At 72.2% G+C, this 18,188-nt stretch carries 15 protein-coding genes; 8 read left to right on the top strand and 7 right to left on the bottom strand.

Annotated features, from left to right (window positions below; genetic code table 11):
- Positions 1-2: 2 nt before the first annotated feature.
- The 7 genes from ACIBVN_RS05385 to ACIBVN_RS05355 all read right to left on the bottom strand — a co-directional run bounded on the left by ACIBVN_RS05385 (position 3) and on the right by ACIBVN_RS05355 (position 8,120).
- Complete coding sequence (locus ACIBVN_RS05385; RefSeq protein WP_397132918.1) at positions 3-1,025, bottom strand: leucine-rich repeat domain-containing protein; 1,023 nt, start codon at positions 1,023-1,025, stop codon at positions 3-5.
- Positions 1,026-1,034: 9 nt separating this feature from the next.
- Positions 1,035-3,392, bottom strand: coding sequence for an aerobic carbon-monoxide dehydrogenase large subunit (gene cutA / locus ACIBVN_RS05380; protein WP_397132916.1), 2,358 nt, complete (start codon positions 3,390-3,392; stop codon positions 1,035-1,037).
- Positions 3,389-3,898 carry a (2Fe-2S)-binding protein gene (locus tag ACIBVN_RS05375; protein WP_397132914.1) on the bottom strand — a complete coding sequence of 170 codons (510 nt, stop codon included), beginning with the start codon at positions 3,896-3,898 and terminating at the stop codon, positions 3,389-3,391. The genes cutA and ACIBVN_RS05375 overlap by 4 nt, the downstream gene beginning before the upstream one ends.
- Complete coding sequence (locus ACIBVN_RS05370) at positions 3,888-4,730, bottom strand: FAD binding domain-containing protein (protein ID WP_397132912.1); 843 nt, start codon at positions 4,728-4,730, stop codon at positions 3,888-3,890. The genes ACIBVN_RS05375 and ACIBVN_RS05370 overlap by 11 nt, the downstream gene beginning before the upstream one ends.
- Positions 4,727-6,139 (bottom strand): uracil-xanthine permease family protein, encoded by a 1,413-nt coding sequence (locus ACIBVN_RS05365; RefSeq protein WP_397132910.1) that lies wholly within the window; start codon positions 6,137-6,139, stop codon positions 4,727-4,729. The genes ACIBVN_RS05370 and ACIBVN_RS05365 overlap by 4 nt, the downstream gene beginning before the upstream one ends.
- Positions 6,140-6,269: 130 nt before the next feature.
- The gene (locus ACIBVN_RS05360) at positions 6,270-6,473 is read right to left on the bottom strand and encodes an RNA-binding S4 domain-containing protein (protein WP_397132908.1); all 204 of its coding nucleotides are present in this window, start codon (positions 6,471-6,473) and stop codon (positions 6,270-6,272) included.
- Between the two features lie 9 nt (positions 6,474-6,482).
- Positions 6,483-8,120 (bottom strand): PucR family transcriptional regulator ligand-binding domain-containing protein, encoded by a 1,638-nt coding sequence (locus ACIBVN_RS05355; RefSeq protein ID WP_397132906.1) that lies wholly within the window; start codon positions 8,118-8,120, stop codon positions 6,483-6,485.
- Between the two features lie 131 nt (positions 8,121-8,251).
- Between ACIBVN_RS05355 and ACIBVN_RS05350 the strand changes: the two genes are divergently transcribed.
- The 8 genes from ACIBVN_RS05350 to ACIBVN_RS05315 all read left to right on the top strand — a co-directional run bounded on the left by ACIBVN_RS05350 (position 8,252) and on the right by ACIBVN_RS05315 (position 18,090).
- Positions 8,252-9,130 carry a DUF2877 domain-containing protein gene (locus tag ACIBVN_RS05350; RefSeq protein WP_397132904.1) on the top strand — a complete coding sequence of 293 codons (879 nt, stop codon included), beginning with the start codon at positions 8,252-8,254 and terminating at the stop codon, positions 9,128-9,130.
- An 80-nt stretch (positions 9,131-9,210) separates the two neighbouring features.
- Complete coding sequence (locus ACIBVN_RS05345) at positions 9,211-10,467, top strand: FdrA family protein (RefSeq protein ID WP_397133178.1); 1,257 nt, start codon at positions 9,211-9,213, stop codon at positions 10,465-10,467.
- Entirely contained in the window at positions 10,464-11,852 is a 1,389-nt protein-coding gene (locus tag ACIBVN_RS05340) for a DUF1116 domain-containing protein (RefSeq protein WP_397132902.1), read from the top strand. Before ACIBVN_RS05345 ends, ACIBVN_RS05340 begins: the two co-directional genes overlap by 4 nt.
- A 116-nt stretch (positions 11,853-11,968) precedes the next feature.
- Positions 11,969-14,116, top strand: coding sequence for a protein kinase (locus ACIBVN_RS05335; RefSeq protein ID WP_397132900.1), 2,148 nt, complete (start codon positions 11,969-11,971; stop codon positions 14,114-14,116).
- 42 nt (positions 14,117-14,158) lie between these two features.
- Positions 14,159-14,731, top strand: coding sequence for a TetR/AcrR family transcriptional regulator (locus ACIBVN_RS05330; RefSeq protein WP_397132898.1), 573 nt, complete (start codon positions 14,159-14,161; stop codon positions 14,729-14,731).
- Between the two features lie 49 nt (positions 14,732-14,780).
- Positions 14,781-15,962 carry a Cmx/CmrA family chloramphenicol efflux MFS transporter gene (locus ACIBVN_RS05325; RefSeq protein WP_397132896.1) on the top strand — a complete coding sequence of 394 codons (1,182 nt, stop codon included), beginning with the start codon at positions 14,781-14,783 and terminating at the stop codon, positions 15,960-15,962.
- Positions 15,959-16,774 carry an MOSC domain-containing protein gene (locus ACIBVN_RS05320; protein WP_397132894.1) on the top strand — a complete coding sequence of 272 codons (816 nt, stop codon included), beginning with the start codon at positions 15,959-15,961 and terminating at the stop codon, positions 16,772-16,774. The genes ACIBVN_RS05325 and ACIBVN_RS05320 overlap by 4 nt, the downstream gene beginning before the upstream one ends.
- A 47-nt stretch (positions 16,775-16,821) precedes the next feature.
- Positions 16,822-18,090 (top strand): MFS transporter, encoded by a 1,269-nt coding sequence (locus tag ACIBVN_RS05315; RefSeq protein WP_397132892.1) that lies wholly within the window; start codon positions 16,822-16,824, stop codon positions 18,088-18,090.
- Positions 18,091-18,188: the final 98 nt, after the last annotated feature.

Below are 18,188 nucleotides of genomic sequence, written 5' to 3'. Positions count from 1 at the left end.
CTTCAGCCCTGGGTCGTTGACCGGAGAATGACGCAACCCTGATCGCGGAGCCGGCGCAGCACCTCGGGCTCGCCGTCGAGCTTGTTCCACCGCAGGTCCAGCTTCTCCAGCGGGGGCAGCGTCGCAGGCAGCTCGCGCAGGCGGTTGTTGCGCAGGTCGAGATGCCTGAGCCCGGGCGGCAGCGCGTCCGGCAGCTCCCGCAGCCGGTTGTTACGCAGGTCGAGCACGCGCAGCTCGCCCAGCTCGGCGATCGAGTCGGGCAGCCGGGTCAGCCGGTTGCCCTGCACGTGCAGCTCCCGCAACCGCCGCAGCCCGCCGATGGACTCCGGCAGCGACTCCAGCCGGTTGTTGTACAGCCGCAGCTCCACCAGCGAGGCCATCCGCCCGATGGACTCGGGCAGCCGGGTCAGCTGGTTGTCGGTGAGGTTGAGGTACGCGAGCCGCCCCAGCCGCCCGATCGCCTCCGGCACCTCGGCGAGCTGGTTGTCGCTGAGGTACAGGTAGTCGGTGAGGTCCAGGTCGCCGAGCTCGGGCGGGACGGAGGCGAGCCGGTTGTGCCCCAGGTCGAGCATGCGCAGCCGGGTGAGCCCGCCGATCGCGGGCGGGACCTCGGTGAGCGCGTTCTCGGCCAGGTTGAGCGACTCCAGCCCGGTCAGCTTCCAGAGGGAGGCCGGCACGCCGGTCAGGCCGTTGCCGCCGGCCGCCAGGTGCCGCAGGCGGGGGCTGAGCCGGTCGGGGACCGCGCCGACGCGGTTGCCGTACAGGAAGAGGACCTCCAGGGACGGCGGGCAGTGCGGGAACGACGTCAGCTCGTTGCCGTCCAGGTGCAGGGCGCGCAGCGCGGTCAGCCCGGAGAGGTCGGGCAGCGAGCGCAGCCGGTTGCCGTCGAGCCTGAGCTCCTCGAGCGCGGCGAGCCCGGCCACCCATGAGGGCACCTCGGCGATCTCGTTCCAGGCGAGGTCGATCAGCTGGACGTCGCCGGGGACGGCGGGGAAGGCGGTCAGACCTGCAGCAGGCGCGCGCATGGTGTCAGATCATCGCATACGAGAGCGCAGCTCGAAGAGCTCGGACGGGGAGATGGGCATGCGGTCGATGGAGATGCCCTCGGCGTCCTCGACGGCCGAGGCGATGACCGCCGAGACGGGGATCACGCCGGCCTCGCCCGCGCCCTTGATGCCGAGCGGGTTGAGCGGCGAGGGCGTCTCCAGGTGGGCGGTCTCGATGTGCGGGATCTCGGTGGCGTACGGCATGAGGAAGTCCATGAAGGAGGCGTTGACGAGCTGGCCGTGCGGGTCGTACACCATGCGCTCGTAGAGGGCGCCGCCGATGCCCTGCGCCACTCCCCCGTGGATCTGGCCCTCCACGATCATGGGGTTGATCAGCCGGCCGCAGTCGTGCACGACCACGTACCGCACCACCTTGACCTCGGCGGTCTCCGGGTCGGTCTCGACGATCGCCGCGTGCATGCCGGACGCGAACGTGGACCTGATCGGCGAGTAGTAGCCGCGCCCCTCCAGCCCCGGCTCCTCGCCCTCGGCGACCGGCGGCCGGTCGGGGGACGCGGTGCCGGCGAACTGGGTGGCCTTCGCGGTCTCGTCGTCGAAGGCGTAACGCAGTGGGTTGGCCAGCACCGCCACCGTGGACAGCGGGATGGACGCGGTCGGCGCGCCCGTGACGTGCACCATCCCGTCGGTGATCTCCAGGTCGGCCGGGTCGGCCTCCAGCGCGTCGGCGGCGATCCGCAGCGCCTTTTCACGTACTTTCCTGCAGGCCAGCGCGATGGCGTTGCCGCTGACGACGGCCGCCCGCGAGGCGAACGTGCCCACCGCGTACCCGAACCTGCGGGTGTCGCCGGTCACCACGCTCACCCGCTCGATCGGCACCCCCAGCTCGGTGGCGGCGATCTGCGCGAACGCCGTCTCGTGCCCCTGCCCCTGCGAGGTGAGCCCGGTGGACACGTGCACCCGCCCGTCGGAGGTCACCTGCACGTGCCCGCCCTCGTACGGGCCGACGCCGGTGCCCTCGACGTAGCACCCGACGCCGATGCCCCGGCCAGGGCGTCTCTCGAAGGAGTCCCAGCCGATCAGCTCCTTGACCATGCGGAGCATCTCCGGGTAGTCCCCGCTGTCGTAGATCAGCGGGCGCCCGTCCTGGAACGTCATCCCCTGGTCGTACGGGAACTCGTCGGGCCCGATGAAGTTGGCCTCGCGCACCTCGGTCCGGTCCTTGCCGAGGTATCGCGCGATCTTGTCCATGGTCCGCTCCATGCAGAACACGCCCTGCGGCCTGCCGGCTCCCCGGTAGGGCGTGACCTGCACGGTGTTGGTGTAGACGGCGGTGAACTCGACCCGGTATGCCCCGATCTTGTACGGCCCCAGCAGCTGCGTCGAGGTGACGATCGGCACGATGATGCCGTACGGCGTGTAGGCGCCGTGGTCGTGCAGGATCGTCACGTCCAGGCCGAGCACGCGGCCGTCGTCGTCGAAGCCGACCCGTACGTACTGCACCTGGCCGCGCTCGTGGGCGGACGAGATGAAGTGCTCCCTGCGGTCCTCCGTCCACTTGATCTCGCGCCCGAGCGCCATGGCGGCCCACGGCACCAGCACCTCCTCGGGCCACGGGTGCACGATCTTCACGCCGAAGCCGCCGCCCACGTCGGGCGCGATCACCTCGACCTGCGGCAGCGGCAGCTCCAGGGCGGCGGCCACGGCCATGCGGACGCTGGTGGAGGTCTGGGTGCTGGAGTAGACGCGCAGGTCCCTGCCGTCCCAGCGGGCGTACACGCCGCGCCCCTCCAGGGGCATGCTGGCGCTGCGCTCGATGTCGAGCCGGAAGGCGAGCGTGTGCGGCGCGGTCTCGATCGCCTCCCGCGCGCCGCGCCCGTCGGCCCCCGCGACCTCCTGGACGAGGTGCGCGCCGACGTTGCCCGGCACGTCCTCGTGCACGAGCTGGGCGCCCTGCACCGCCTCCTCCAGGCCGACGACCGGCTTGAGCGGCTCGTAGTCGACCTCGATGAGCGCGCAGGCGTCCTCGGCCGCGTACCTGTCCGTGGCCACGACCATGACCACCGGCTCGCCGACGTGCCTGACGACGTCCCTGGCCAGCGGGTACGCGGTGCGCCCGTGCGTGAGCGCCGGGTGCGGGATCAGCAGCGGCAGCGCCCTGCCGACCCGCTCGGGCAGGTCCTCCCAGGTGTAGATGGCGACGAGCCCCGCCACGTCGAGCGCGGGGGCCACGTCGATGTCCCGGATGCGGGCGTGCGCGTGCGGCGAGCGCACGAACGCGGCGGCCAGCGCGTCACGCCCGAGGTCGTCGAGGTAGCGGCCCTGCCCGGTGAGCAGCCTGGGGTCCTCCCGCCGTTGCACGGGCTCCCCGAACAGCCTCGTCGTCATGCTTCCTCCGCCAGCAGCTCGGCGGCCCGGTGGACGGCCTTGACGATGTTCTGGTAGCCGGTGCACCGGCACAGGTTGCCGGAGATGCCCTCGAGCACCTCCTCGTCCGTGGGCGCCGGGTTGTCCCGCAGCATGGCGGTCACCGTGCACAGGAACCCCGGCGTGCAGAACCCGCACTGCAGCCCATGGCACTCCGCGAACGCCCGCTGCACTGCGCTCATGGCCTCCACTCCGTGGAGGCGGCTCGGTCGCTCAGACCCGTCGCGAGCCAGCCCCTCCACGGTGGTGATCTCGGCGCCGTCCACGCTGACCGCGAACGTCAGGCACGACCGTACCGGCCGGCCGTCGAGCAGCACGGTGCAGCAGCCGCAGACGCCGTGCTCGCAGCCGACGTGGGTGCCGGTCAGGCCGAGGTCGTGGCGCAGGCAGTCGGACAGCAGGCGGCGGGCGGGCACGCGGACCCGCCGCGCGGTGCCGTTCACGACGAGCGTGATCTCATGCTCCACGAGCCTCCGCCTCCCTTGTGGCCTCCCTGGTCGCGTTCCGCAGCGCCCGCTCGGCCAGCACGCCCACGAGGTGGCGTCGGTAGCGGGCCGACGCGTGGATGTCGTCCTCCGGTTCGACCCGTTCCCGTACGGCCCGCGCCGCGTCCGCGGGGCTGTCGGTCACGTCCACGACGACCGGCACGGGGCCGACGCCGATGCAGGCGAGCCTGGCGGCTTCGACGTCGCCGTCCTCGTCGAGCGTCACGACGGCGCAAACCCCCGCCAGCGCGTAGTCGCCGTGCCGCCTGGCCACCTCCTCGAATGCTGCCCCGGTACGCGCCCCCAATGCCGGGAAAAATGCCGACACGGCCAGCTCGCCCGGCTGGACCGCCGACTCCATGGGCCCGACGAAGAACTCCTCCGCGCCCACGTCGCGTACCTGGCCTTCCCAGCGGGCCACTCGTACGGATCCGCCCAGCACGGCCAGCACCGCGGGCAGCTCGGCGGCCGGATCGGCGTGCACGAGGCTGCCCACCACGGTCCCCCGGTTCCTGATCACGGGGTGCGCGACCAGCCTGAGCGCCCGGCTGAGCAGCGGATGCGCCTCGGCCCGCTCCACCTCCGCGTGCCTGACCGCCGCCCCCACCCGGACACCGTCCTCCGTCGTCTCCAGGACCCGCAGCTCCTGGAGGCGGTTGATGTCGACGAGATGCGCCGGTGCCGCCAGCCGCATGTTGAGCATGGGAATGAGGCTCTGCCCCCCGGCCAGCACCTTCCCGCCCACCTCGGCGAGCGTCCTGAGCGCCTCGCCGAGGTCGCGGGGGGCGTGGTACTCGAACGGCGGCGGCTTCACCCGACCTCGCTCCTGACCGGCTCGGCGGAGCGACCGGCGATGGCCCGCAGCAGGTGATATCCGCCCAGCACCACGATGGTGCCGAGCGCGATCCCCTCCAGGGTGAAGTCGCCGCCGATGAAGTGGCTCACAGGTCCGATGGCCAGAATGATGCCCGCGCCGATCGGAACCATGTTCACGGGATCGGCGAAGTCCACCCGGTTCTCGATCCAGATCCTGGCGCCGAGGAGCCCGATCATCCCGTACAGGATGACCGTGACGCCGCCCAGCACGCCGTCCGGCGTGGCCGCGACGAGCGCGCCGAACTTGGGGCAGAGGCCGAAGAGGATGGCGATGACGGCGGCGATGTAGTAGGCGGCGGTCGAGTAGACCTTGGTGGCGGCCATGACGCCGATGTTCTCGGCGTACGTGGTCGTGGGCGACCCGCCGACCGCGCTGGCGACCATGGTGCCCACGCCGTCGGCCACCACGGCCCGGCCCACGTACGGGTCGACGTCGGCCCCGGTCATCTCGCCGACGGCCTTGACGTGCCCGATGTTCTCGGCGACGAGCGCGATGACGGCGGGCAGCACCAGCAGCACGGCCGAGGTCTTGAAGTCGGGGGCGTGGAAGTCCGGCAGGCCGAACCACTCCGCCTTCGCCACGGACCCGAAGTCCACCCGATCATGCGGGAAGGGCGTGGCCACGCAGTACGTCCCCTCGACGGGGCAACTGGCCCCGGCGGCGTCCCGCAGATTGGCCCCAGGCAGCACGGACGTGATGGGCCCCGCGGTCTTGTCCAGCACCCACGAGAGCACGAACCCGAAGACCAGGCCGACCAGGATCGCGATGCGCCCGATGAACCCCTTGAAGAGCACGATCACCAGGAACGTGACCAGCATCGTGACGAGAGCGACCCAGTGGTCCTGCGGCCAGTAGACGTCCGCCACCACGAACGCCAGCCCGAACCCGATCAGCATCACGACCGCGCCGGTGACCACCGGCGGGAAGATACGGTGGATGATCTGCACGCCGAGGAAGTGGATGGCCAGTCCGGCCAGCGCGAGCACGAACCCGGCGACCAGGATGGCGCCGGTCACGATCGCGTCCGCGCCCGCGGTGTCACCGCCCACCGCCGCCCTGATGGCGAACACCCCGCCCACGAAGGACGCGCTGGTGCCGAGGTAGCTGGGCACCTTGCCCTTCACGATCAGCAGGAACAGGATCGTCGCGACGCCTGACATCATCACGGCGACGTTCGGATCCAGCCCCATCACGAGGGGGAAGACGAACGTCGCGCCGAACATGGCGATGACGTGCTGCGCCCCGAACCCCACCATCCTGGGCCAGCTCAGCCGTTCGTCCGGCCTGACCACCTCGCCGGGCGCCAGGTGCTTGCCGTCACCGTGTTTGGTCCATCCCAAAACCATGAGAGCCCCTCTTGTACTGGGCGTTTCGCTGGCGACACGTTCCGTGGCAGATTAGGCCCGCCGGGACGGTGCTACACGGGCATGATCTGCCAAATCTACGCGCAGGACCAGTGAAAAGCTCGCGCACCCGCTACTCCACCCGGATCGAGAACCCCTCCCCGCTGACGACCTGCCCCGCGCGGATCTTGGCCCGTTTGCGCAGCTCCACCTCGCCGTCCACCAGCACAAGCCCCTCGGCGATCAGTTGCTTGGCCATCCCGCCCGTCTCCGTGATCCCGCAGTACTTCAGCAGGTCACACAGCGGGATGTACTCGGAGCGCAGTTCGAATTCCACAGCCCAACCCTAGATCCCCCGCATCCGCAGCACGTGCAGGGCCAGGGTGAGGTTGAGGCGCAGGTGGGGGTCGTCGGTGAAGTTGCCGAGCAGGCGCTCGAGCTTGCCGATCCGGTAGCGCAGCGTGTTGTAGTGGAAGTGCAGCCGCCTGGCCGTCTCCGCCACGTTGAGGTTGGTCTCCAGGAGCACCTGCAGGGTGCGCCGGAGGTCGGCGTTCTCGGCGTCGTCGTCGGAGGCCAGCGGCCCGAGCGTCTCCCGGACGAACGAGTGCAGCTCCTCCGTGTCGTTCACCAGGGACAGCAGGCGGTAGACCCCGAGCTGGTCGAAGTGGGCGACCGCCCCCGGGCCGTGCAGCTGGCGGCCCACCCGGGCCGCCTTCAGAGCCTGCGAGTACGCCTCCGGCAGCGTCTCCGCCCCCGGGCTCGGCCGGGAGGTGCCGGTGGAGAACGTCGCGGGCGGCACGTCGGCGAAGGCCGAGGCCGCGTCCTTGGCCACCCGGGTGGCGTCGATCGCGGCGTCCACCACGGCCACCACCTCGTGCGAGAACCCCGCGACCGCCCCGCGCGGGTCGTGCCGCCGCATCGCCGCCGTCCAGCACGCCACCAGCCGGTCCTGCGCGCTGCGCTCGTCGCCGTCCGGGTCCAGCTCGGCCACCAGCACGGTCACCGGGCGCGACAGATCCCACCCGAACGCCCGTGCCCTGGCCGTGACCCGCTCCGCCGTGCCCGCCCGGCCGGTGAGCACGTCGCGCAGGAAGTCGGCGCGGTACTTGCTCTCGACGGCGTTGACCGCCTCCTGCCGGGTCACGACGAGCGCGGCGACGGTGGCGGCGCGTTCGAGGATGCCGACGTCGCTGTCCCTGATCGTCCCGGACGGGCTGTAGGCGACGATCCTGCCGTGGTGATGGCCCCCGGCGAGCACGGGCACCGAGGCGAACGACCGCGTGCTCATGGCCTCACTCCGTGAGACCGGCTCGGTCGCCCCCGCTGCGGCGGCAGTGAGGGGCGGGCCCTCGCGGAAGATCGACTCGCGCAGGACCGACACGTGCTCGGCGGCGCCCGCGGTGGCGAGCACGCGGCCCGAGCCGTCCACGGCCGCCACCGACACGTCGAGCAGCTGCGCCACCTCGGCGGTCACCTCGTTGAGCCCGCCGCCGGCCAGCACCACCTGCACGAGCGCCCGGTGCGCCTCCTCGGCGCGGGCCAGCACGGCGGCCTGGCGGTTCAGGATGTCCGTCAGCACCTGGTTGAGGATGTCGTCGAACCCGACGTCGTTCGGCAGCAGGATGAGCGGGAAACCGAGCCGGTCGGCCTGCTCGACCATCTCCTCGGGCAGCTCGTCCACGTATCGCCCGAGCTTGATCGCCAGCGCCGCCAGCCCGCGCTCGTCCAGGTCGGCCACCAGCCGCCCGAGCGACTGCGGCGTGTTGCGCAGCGGGTAGCCCGTGGTGAGCAGCAGCTCGTGCGGCTTGACCCAGGCCAGGATGTCGGGCACTTCCATGACGTTCAGCCGCTGCACGATGCGGCCGAGACCGCTCTCCCCCGCGATCAGCCTGGCGTCGGCGAGGGTGGAGACGCCGAGCACCTCTCCCACGGAGACACCGTGAATGATCGTCCCTGTGCTGGCGAGGCGGACGGGGGGTTCCATATGGACGATTGTGACTCCAGAAGCGGTCTGTCAGGAAGAGCCAACCTTCCCGCTGACTGTTGGCAAATTTCTCCGTACGGAGGGTTCCCCGCCCGTTCTACGGTCAGGTCCAAGGTCGGATGGGAGGCCAGGTGACCGTCAGTACTCATGCGAGGCGTACCCGCATCCACGTCACGGGGGCGGCCAGCACGGCGGTACGCCCCGTCCTGGAGTCGCCGCGCCGCCCGGCACGCGTGCTCGCCGCGTTCCCGGCGGGGGTGTATCTCGAGGTCAGAACCGAGCTGGAGCCTTCGGTGATCGCCGTCATCACGGGCGCGGCCACGCGGCTGCCCAACTCCGTGCTGCTGGCCGGCCGGCTGCCGCACGTCACGGTGGGTGACGACGCCTCGGTGGGCGAGCGCACCATCGAGCTGGGCCCGCTGAGCCTGAGCGTCCGCCGCTGGTGGGATCCCGCCCCGCCGCTGGGCCGGATCGATCGGACAGGCCTCGAGTACGCCGTCGCGCGGCTGAGCCACCCGCCGGAACCCGGCGAAAACGCCCTTCCACGACCCGGTCTGACGGGCAATGGGGCTGTCGAGTTGCTGGCCGACAGCTGCGCGAAGGGCTGGCTGCTGGGGGCGGTGACGGCGGCCGAGCAGCTCGTGGGCCTGGGGCCGGGGCTCACGCCGAGCGGCGACGACGTCCTGGCGGGCCTGCTGGTGACGCTGCGCCACCTGGGCGCGGCAGCCGGGGCGGACCGGGCGGTCTGGCTGGCCGACTGGCTGGCGGCGACCGTGACGTTCGACGCGCGCACGCGTACCACTCCCATCTCGGCCACGCTCCTGCACTGCGCCGCCAGGGGCGAGGCCAGTCCCGAGGTGAGCGCGGTGCTGCGCGGGATCGCCGGCGGGCAGGCGCTCGAACCGGCCCTGCGCCGGCTCCACCGCCTCGGCCACACCTCGGGCGCCGACCTCGCCCAGGGCATCGCCATCGGCGTGTCCGCCGTCCTCGCGCTGAGCGGGCCACGATGAGCAGCGACACGGTGCTGGTACGGAAGGGCACGTATCACGACTCGGTTGCCCTCATGCGTATAAGTCGTGCGTTGACCGAAATGTCGGGCGTGGAGGTGGCCATGGTCGCCATGGCCACCGAGCTGAACCTCGGCATCATCCGCGACCTGGGCTTCACCGTCCCGGACGCCGCACCTGGCGACCTGCTCATAGCCGTACGCGCACACGACACCAAGGCCGCCGTCGAAGAGGCCAACCGCCGCCTGACCGCCGTCCGGCACCCGGAGAGCACCCCCGCGGACCAGCCCCCGCTGACCACCCGCTCGGCCACCAGGGCCGGGGCCGACCTGGTCCTCGTCTCCACCCCGGGTGAGCACGCCTTCGCAGAGGCCCAGGACGCCATCCAGGCCGGGCTCCCCGTCATGATCTTCAGCGACGGCGTCCCCGTGGCTCAGGAACGCAGCCTGAAGGAGCTCGCGGAGACCAGGGACGTCCTGGTGATGGGCCCCGACTGCGGCACCGCCGTGATCGGCGGCGTCGGCCTCGGCTTCGCGAACGTCCTCACCCCCGGCCCCGTCGGCGTGGTGGCCGCCTCCGGCACCGGCGCGCAGCAGGTGACGTGCCTGCTCGACTGGGCGGGCACCGGCGTCAGCCACGTGCTCGGCGTGGGCGGCAGGGACCTGTCGGCCGAGGTGGGCGGCCTGTCCACGCTGCGCGCCCTGCGCATGCTGGACGAGGACCCCGCCACCGAGCTGATCGTGCTCATCTCCAAGCCGCCGTCCCCCGAGGTGGCGCGGACCGTACGGGACTCGGTCGCACGGCTGCGCACGCCGGTGCTGTTCGCGCTGCTCCCGGACATGGACCTCACGGAGGCGACCGAGCGGGCCCTGCACGCGCTCGGCAGGCCCGTGCCCGAGTGGCCCGCCTGGCCCGCGTGGTCGGGGAAGCAGAACCGGGCCAAGACGATCAAGGGCGTCTACTCCGGCGGCACGCTCAGCACGGAGGCCGCGCTGGTCGCCGGCCAGGGCGACTTCGTCGACTACGGCGACGACGCCTACACCAGGGGCCGGGCACACCCCATGATCGACCCGACGCTCCGCGTTGAAGCGCTCTCCCGCGCCCACGAGACCGACCTGGTGCTCATGGACGTCGTGCTCGGCCACGGCGCCGACCCCGACCCCGCCGCCTCCCTCGCGCACGCCGTCGCCCGCACCCCCGCCACGGTCGTGATCGCTCTCATCGGCACCGAGGGCGACCCCCAGGACCTGCACCGGCAGGCCGCCGCCTTCAGGGAGGCGGGCGCGGCCGTGTTCACGTCCAACGCCCAGGCCGCCAGGCACGCCAGGAGCCTCCTTTGAGCCTGCTCTCCGCCCAATCACCCGCCGGGCCCCGCGTCATCACGGTCGGCGCGGGCCTGCTCGACGAGGCGCTCCGCGCGCAGGCCGTCCAGACCACCCCGGTCAGCTGGCGCCCACCGCTGCCCGGCACCGCCGAGGCCCTGGCCAAGGTGCTCGCCGACCCGCGCAGGCAGGCCGCCAACGAGCTGGCCGTGAGCAGGCTCACCTCCGCGCGCCCGCACCTGGTCGGGGTGCGGCGGGCGTCGGGGGTGCTGGAGGACGGGACGTTCCTGCACGCGGGACCGCCCATCACCTGGGAGCGCGCGTCGGGCCCGATGCGCGGCGCGCTGATCGGCGCGATGCTGCTCGAGGGCCTGGCCGCCGACGAGCACGACGCCGGGCGCCGGCTGGCGGCCGGCGAGATCGCGCTGCGGCCGTGCCACGAGCACGCCGCCGTGGGCCCGATGGCGGGCGTGGTGAGCCCGTCCATGTGGTTGTTCGAGGTACGCGACGAGGAGCACGGCGGCACCGCGTACTGCTCGCTGAACGAGGGCCTGGGCAAAGTCCTCAGGTACGGCGCCTACGGACCGGAGGTGCTGGAGCGCCTGCGCTGGATGGACACGGTGCTCGGCCCGGCACTCAAGGCGACGCTGGAGCGCACGGGGCCCGTCGACCTGCGCTCGCTGATCGCGCAGGCCCTGCAGATGGGCGACGAGCTGCACAACCGCAACCGCGCCGCCACCTCGCTCCTGCTGCGCGAGCTGGCCCCCGCCGTGGTCGAGGCCGTCCCCGGCGCCGCCGCGGAGATCCTGCGCTTCATCAACGGCAACGACCACTTCTTCCTCAACCCCGCCATGGCCGCCGCCAAGGTCAGCACCGACGCGGCCCGCGACGTGCCCGGCTCGTCCCTGGTCGTCGCCATGGCCAGGAACGGGACGGACTTCGGCGTGCAGGTCTCCGGTCTTGGCGGGCGCTGGTTCACCGGTCCCGCCGGCGTGCCCGACGGGCTCTATCTGGGCACGTACGGGCCGGACGACGCCAACCCGGACATCGGCGACTCCACGATCACCGAGACGTCGGGGCTGGGCGGGTTCGCGATGGCGGCCTCGCCGGCCATCGTGCGGTTCGTGGGCGGCGAGGTGTCCGACGCGGTGCGGGCCACCCGCTCCATGTACGAGATCACGCTCGCCGAGCACCCCGCCTACCAGATCCCGGGGCTCGGCTTCCGCGGCACGCCGGTCGGCATCGACGTGACGCTCGTCGCCAGGACCGGCCTGCTGCCCGTGGTCAACACCGGCATAGCGGGCCGCGTCGCGGGGACCGGGCAGGTGGGCGCCGGCCTGGTCGAACCGCCGGTGGAGGCGTTCACCGCCGCCCTGCTGGCGCTGGCCGAACAAGCCAGTTGAACGGCGATATAACCGCAGGTCAGGACCCTTGTCAGGGCTGATCAGCTTCCCTTGCGCATTTCCCGCCGATATCGTAACGAACCACTTTTATTTGCTGTAGTGATGGGGGCGGGAAGATGGCAGCCGACCGCTTGCTCAGCGGACCCGGCCCGGAGGGCGGCGCCCCCGGCGGCGCCCCACAGAGCCAGGGACGCCTGATCGGCCGGCGGTACCGCCTCATGTCGCCGGTCGGCAGGGGCGGCATGGGCATGGTGTGGCACGCCCACGACGTCCTGCTCGACCGGGACGTGGCGGTCAAGGAGCTGATCCTCCCGTACGGGCTCGACCGCGCGGGCATGCAGGTCGCGCACCGGCGCATGCTGCGCGAGGCCAGGTCGGCCGCGCGGCTGACGCATCCCGGCATCGTGACCGTGCACGACGTGGTCGAGGAGGACGGCCGCCCGTGGATCGTGATGGAGCTGGTCCGCGCGTGGTCCCTGGAGCAGGCCGTACGCCAGAGCGGGCCGCTGCCGGTGATCCAGGCGGCCGAGATCGGCATCCGGGTGCTCGACGCGGTCAGGCACGCGCACGCCGCCGGGATCCTGCACCGCGACATCAAGCCCGGCAACGTGCTGCTGACCTCGGACCGGGTGGTGCTGACGGACTTCGGCATCGCGGCCATCGAGGGCGACGTGACGATCACGCAGACCGGGCTGCTCATGGGGTCGCCCGCGTACATCCCGCCGGAGCGCCTGTCCGGGCAGCCGATCACGCAGGCGGCCGACCTGTGGTCGTTCGGCGCGACGCTGTACGCCGCCGTCGAGGGGCGGCCGCCGTACGAGGGGCCCGACCCCGTGGCGGTGCTCGGCTCGGTGCTCACGCAGGACCCGATCAGCCCGCAGCGGGCCGGCTCGCTGCGGTCGGTGATCGAAGGGCTGCTGCGTAAGAACCCGGCGGAGCGGCTGACCGCCGACCAGGTCATCGAGATGCTGGAGGCGGTGCTGCGCGCGCACGGCTCGGTCCGGCCGCGCCCTGCCGAGACGCTGCCTGCCCAGGGGAACCTGCCGCCGATGGAGCACCCGTCGGGGCCGATGCCCTCGCGGATCGTGGAGACCCCCTCGGGTCCGGTACGCGTGCCGTACGACCCGCTGAACAGTCCATCGGGCGGCCAGCCGATGCCGTACGACCGGCTGAATAGCCCGTCAGGCGGCCAGTCGATGCCGTACGACCCGCTGAACAGCCCGTCAGGCGGCCACCCGATGCCGCACGACCCGCTGAACAGCTCATCGGGCGGCCACCCGATGCCGTACGACGGCCTGACCAGCCCGTCGGGCGGCCACAGGACCGACCAGCCGTCGCCGCCGCCCGGCAGGTTCGACGCGTTCGGCAGCTCCTCGGGGCCGCAGCCCTTCGGCGCGCCGCCGGGGCCGCGCCGGATCGCCGGCGGCCACGAGGACGACTCCGGCCCGCAGCCCGCGCCGATCCTGCCGCTGACCACGGACAGCCGCACGTCCTCCTCCGGCGCGACGCCGTGGCCGCTGGCCTCGGCCGACGACCTGCGCGAGCAGGCGCGTGACCTGTCCCGCGACACCGGCCACAGCCGCCTGGCCACGCTGCCCAGCGCGGCGCCGCGCCCGGGCAAGGGCCGGCGCAGGCCCGACGAGGACGACGGCGCGTGGATGCGCGGCGGGCGGCCGACGCCGCTCCTGATCGTCAGCACGCTCGTGGGGATCGCCGTGGTCGTCGGCGCGGTGCTGGTCGTCCTGTCGGGCGGCTCGACGCCGGAGGCGCCCGTCCCCCAGGCCGCGACCTCCTCGCCCGCCACCGCCCTGAACGCCGAGCCCTCGGTGATACCCAGCGGCTACAGCGAGCGCGGCACGGCCGGGTTCGCCGCCGCCGTACCCGAGGGCTGGAAGCCGGGGACGTCGGGCGGCGTGACCACGTTCAGCGGGCCGAAGGACTCCGGCATCCGGATCATGGTGCAGAAGGCCGCCCCGCAGGCCGACGGGGGGCTGGCCGAGCTGGGCAAGCAGGAGGCCAAGGGCGGCGTGGACGGCTACATCCAGGTGCAGCTCCAGGCCGCCGACTACCGCGGCTGGCGGGCCGCCGACTGGGAGTACACCTACACCACCTCAAGCGGCGTCCCCATGCACGCGCTGACCAGGTACGTCACGATCGACGACGACACCGCGTTCAAGATCACGTTCGACATGCCCGAGCTCAAGTGGGACGACCAGGCGGAGGCCCGCAAGGTGTTCCTGGACACGTTCCGGCGGGCGGACTGACGTATTGCACTACTCGTTCCAAAACGTGCTAACGTTCGGGACATGGGGCGACCGCGGAAGTTCGAGGAGGACCGCGCCATCCAGGCGGCCATGCTTGCGTTCTGGAGCGCGGGCTACGAGGCCACCTCGACACAGGACCTGTGCGCGGCCACCGGGCTCGGCCGCAGCAGCATCTACAACACCTTCGCCAGCAAGCACGACCTGTTCGAGAAGGCGCTGCGCCGCTACATGGAGGAGCGTAACGCCGCACTCGCCGAGCTGCTGGGGGCCGACCTGCCGCTCAAGGAGAAGATCAGGACCGTGCTGTGGTGGGCCGTCGACCCGGATCCCGACGAGCCGCCCGGCTGCCTGGTGGTCAATTCGATGACCGAGCTCGCCCCGCACGACCCGCAGATCGCCGAGCTGCTGCGGCGCGACAACGAACGGCGGCGGGAGATGGTGCGCGCCGCCGTCGAGACCGGTCGCGCCCGGGGTGAGATCGACCCGGGCAAGGACCCGCTCGCCCTGGCGCACTTCGTCTTCGCCACCGTCAGCGGCCTGCGCGTGGCCGCCCGGGGCGGGACGGACCGGGACGGGCTCGAGTCGATCGCGAAAACCGCGCTGGGCGTCTTCTGACTTTTTTGCGCCCTCATTTTGAACTGATCAATCCAAAAGGAGTGTGACCATGCCGTTGGCCGTCTACATACTGGGACTCGCGATCTTCGCTCAGGGCACCTCTGAGCTCATGCTGGCCGGGCTGTTGCCCGAGATGGCCGCCGACCTGCACGTGTCCGTGCCCGAGGCGGGGCTGCTGATCTCGGCGTTCGCCATGGGGATGCTGGTGGGGGCTCCGGTGCTGGCCGTCGCCACGCTGCGCTGGCCCCGGCGTACGGCACTGCTGACGTTCATGGCGGTCTTCGTCCTGTCGCACGTCGTCGGCGCCCTGACCTCGAGCTACGGCATGGTGTTCGCCACCCGCGTCGTGGGTGCCTTCGTGTACGCCGGTTTCTGGGCCGTGGCGGCGAGCACCGCGGTCGGCCTGGTGCCGGCCAACGCCCGCGGCAAGGCCATGAGCGTGCTCGCCGGCGGGCTGACGGTCGCCACCATCATCGGGCTGTCCCTCGGCACGGTCATCGGCCAGCATCTCGGCTGGCGGGCGGCGTTCTGGGCAGTCGCCGCGTTGTCGGTGCTGGCCGGCGTGGGCGTGCTCGCCACCATCCCCGGCGGCCGCCCCTCCGGGGCCGCGCCGAGCGTCTCCGCCGAGCTGCGCTCCATGGCGAGCCCCAGGCTCTGGCTCTCGTACGGCACGACCGCGCTGACCACGGGAGCCCTGCTGGCCTCCTTCAGCTACCTGAGCGTGCTGCTGGTCGACACCACGGGCCTGGCATCGAACTGGGTGCCCGCGGTCCTGGCGCTCTACGGCGTCGGCTCGCTGATCGGGATCACCATCGGCGGCAGGATCGCCGACGCGCGGCCGTTCCCGACCCTGTACGTCGGCGTGGCCGGCCTCGTCGTCACCTCGGCGGCGCTGGCCCTGGGCGCGTCCGTCCCCGTGCTGGCCATCGCGCTGATCTTCCTGCTCGGCGCGTTCGGGTTCGGCACCAACCCCGCGCTGAACACCCGCGTCTTCTCCCTGGCCAAGGACGCCCCCACGCTGGCCGCCGCGGTGAACGTCTCCTCCTTCAACATCGGCATCACCGTCGGCCCCTGGCTCGGCGGGCTGGCCATCGACGCGGGACTCGGCTACCCCTCCGTCGCCTGGATCGGCGCCGCCATCGGCGTGCTCTCCCTGGCCACCGTGGCCCTCTCCGCCGCCCTGCACCGCTCCACGGCCGCGGTGACCATTGAGGTACCTTCTCGCGTATGAAGCTGGCGAGCATCCACTTTTACCCCGTCAAGTCCACCGCTGGACACGAGGTCGGCGAGGCCGAGGTGCAGCCATGGGGGCTGGCCGGGGACCGCCGCTACCTCGTCACCGACGAGCGCGGCGACGTTCTCACCGCCCGCGAGGAGCCCCGCCTGCTGGCCTGCGTCGCCCGGCTGGACGGCGACGGGCTCACGCTGACCGGCCCGCACGCCGCCCCGCTGCGGGTCACGCCGGCCGAGGCGATGTCCACGGTCACCGTGGGGCGCACTCCGGTGGAGCTCACCGACTGCGGCGACGACGCGGCGCGGTGGTTGTCCGGGCTGGTGGGGCGGCCGGTCAGGCTCAAGTGGCTGGACGACCCCACCCGCCGTCCTGTCAACCCCGAGTACGGGCGGCCAGGCGACCGCGTGAGCCTGGCCGACGGCTACCCGCTGCTGCTCACCTCCGGCGCCTCGCTCGCACAGCTCAACGACTGGATCGTGGAGACCGCGCTGGAGCGTGGCGAGCAGGCGCCCGAGCCGCTGCCGATGCACCGCTTCCGGCCGAACGTGGTGATCGACGGGGTCGGCACGCCGTTCGCCGAGGACAAGTGGGAGCGGGTACGCATCGGCGCGGTCGACTTCCGGGTCAGCAAAGGGTGCGACCGGTGTGTGCTGACCACGATCGACACGGCCACGTACACGAAGGGCAAGGAGCCCATCAGGACCCTCTCCCGGCATCGCAAGCGGGACGGGAAGGTGTGGTTCGGCATCAATCTGATCCCGGACACGCCCGGTCGCATTGCTCAAGGGGATTCAGTCACCATTCTCTGATATTTCGTGCTTTGGGGCGGTGTTGGGGGTTATGCGAGACTTCACAGGTGACCAGTGCCCCCACCACACCCGCTGTCTCGTCCTCTGACCGAATTCACCTCGTCCAGCGCCGAACCCTGGCGGTCCTGTCGGCGACGCAGATCGTGGGCGGCGTGGGGGTCGCCGTCGGCCTCGCGCTCAGCTCGGTGGTCGTGGACGAGCTGTCGGGATCCACGGTGATCAGCGGCTTCGCCGGCACGGCCACCGTGCTCGGCGCGGCGCTGCTGGCCCTGCCGACGGCCAAGGCGTCGGGCAGCGGCGGCCGCCGGGCGGGCTTGTCGGTGGCGTACGTGGCGGCGCTGGCCGGCTGCGCGATCTCCGTGCTGGCGATCAGCCTGGGCACCTGGCCGCTGCTGCTGGCGGGGCTGGTGCTGGTGGGCGGCGGCAGCGCGGGCAGCCTGGCGGCGCGTTACGCGGCCACGGACCTGTCGCCGCAGGGCCGCTCGGCCAGGCACCTGTCGCTGGTCGTCTGGGCCTCCACCATCGGCTCCGTCGCCGGCCCCAACCTGGCCAAGCCCGCCGACCAGATCGGCATGCGGCTGGGGCTGGTGGAGAAGGCGGGGCCGTTCGCGTTCGCGGCGCTGGCGTTCGCGCTGGCCCTGATCGTCATCTTCGTCTTCCTGCGCCCGGATCCGCTCAAGCTGGCCCGCTCCCTGGACGACTCCCCGGGCGCCGGCCGAACCCCCAAAGGGACGATCCGCACCGCCTGGCAGACCCTCCGCACCACTGCGACCGCCCGCCGCGCCCTGGTCATGATCGCGGTCAGCCACACGGCGATGGTGTCGGTCATGTCCATGACCCCGGTCAAACTGCATCACGACGGCTCGAACCTGGACGTCATCGGCCTCGTCATCAGCCTGCACATCGCGGGCATGTACGTGCTGTCGCCGGTGGTGGGCTGGCTGGCCGACAAGGCGGGCAAGGTGCCCGTACTGGTGCTCGGCATGGCCCTCCTGCTGGCCGCCGCCGCCCTCGCCGGCACGGCGGGGCACCGGGTGTGGCAGGTGACGGCCGCGCTGGTGCTGCTGGGGCTCGGCTGGTCATGCGGCCTGGTGGCGGGCTCCGCCCTGGTCACGGAGTCCGTCCCGCTCGACCGCCGCCCGGCCGTCCAGGGGCTGTCGGACCTGCTGATGAACGTCTGCGGCGCCACGGGCACGATCGTCGCGGGCGCGATCGTGGGCGTGCTCGGCTACGGCATGCTCGGCTTGGTCGTGGGCGTCATGGTCGCCCTCGCCGGCATCTGGCTCACCGCCACCTGGCGCGCCACCGACCGCTGACCCCGCCCGCACGCGACGCCGCCCCATCAAGCCGCCCGGGTCGCACAGCGCCACGCCGGGCATCCGTAGCGGCCGCCCGCATAGCGGGACACACGTGT

Origin of the sequence: Nonomuraea sp. NPDC049400, from assembly GCF_044466425.1 — a bacterium.
GTDB lineage: Bacteria > Actinomycetota > Actinomycetes > Streptosporangiales > Streptosporangiaceae > Nonomuraea.
The sequence above is the reverse complement of the archived record's forward strand: the minus strand, read 5'-3'. Positions and strand labels throughout refer to the sequence as shown.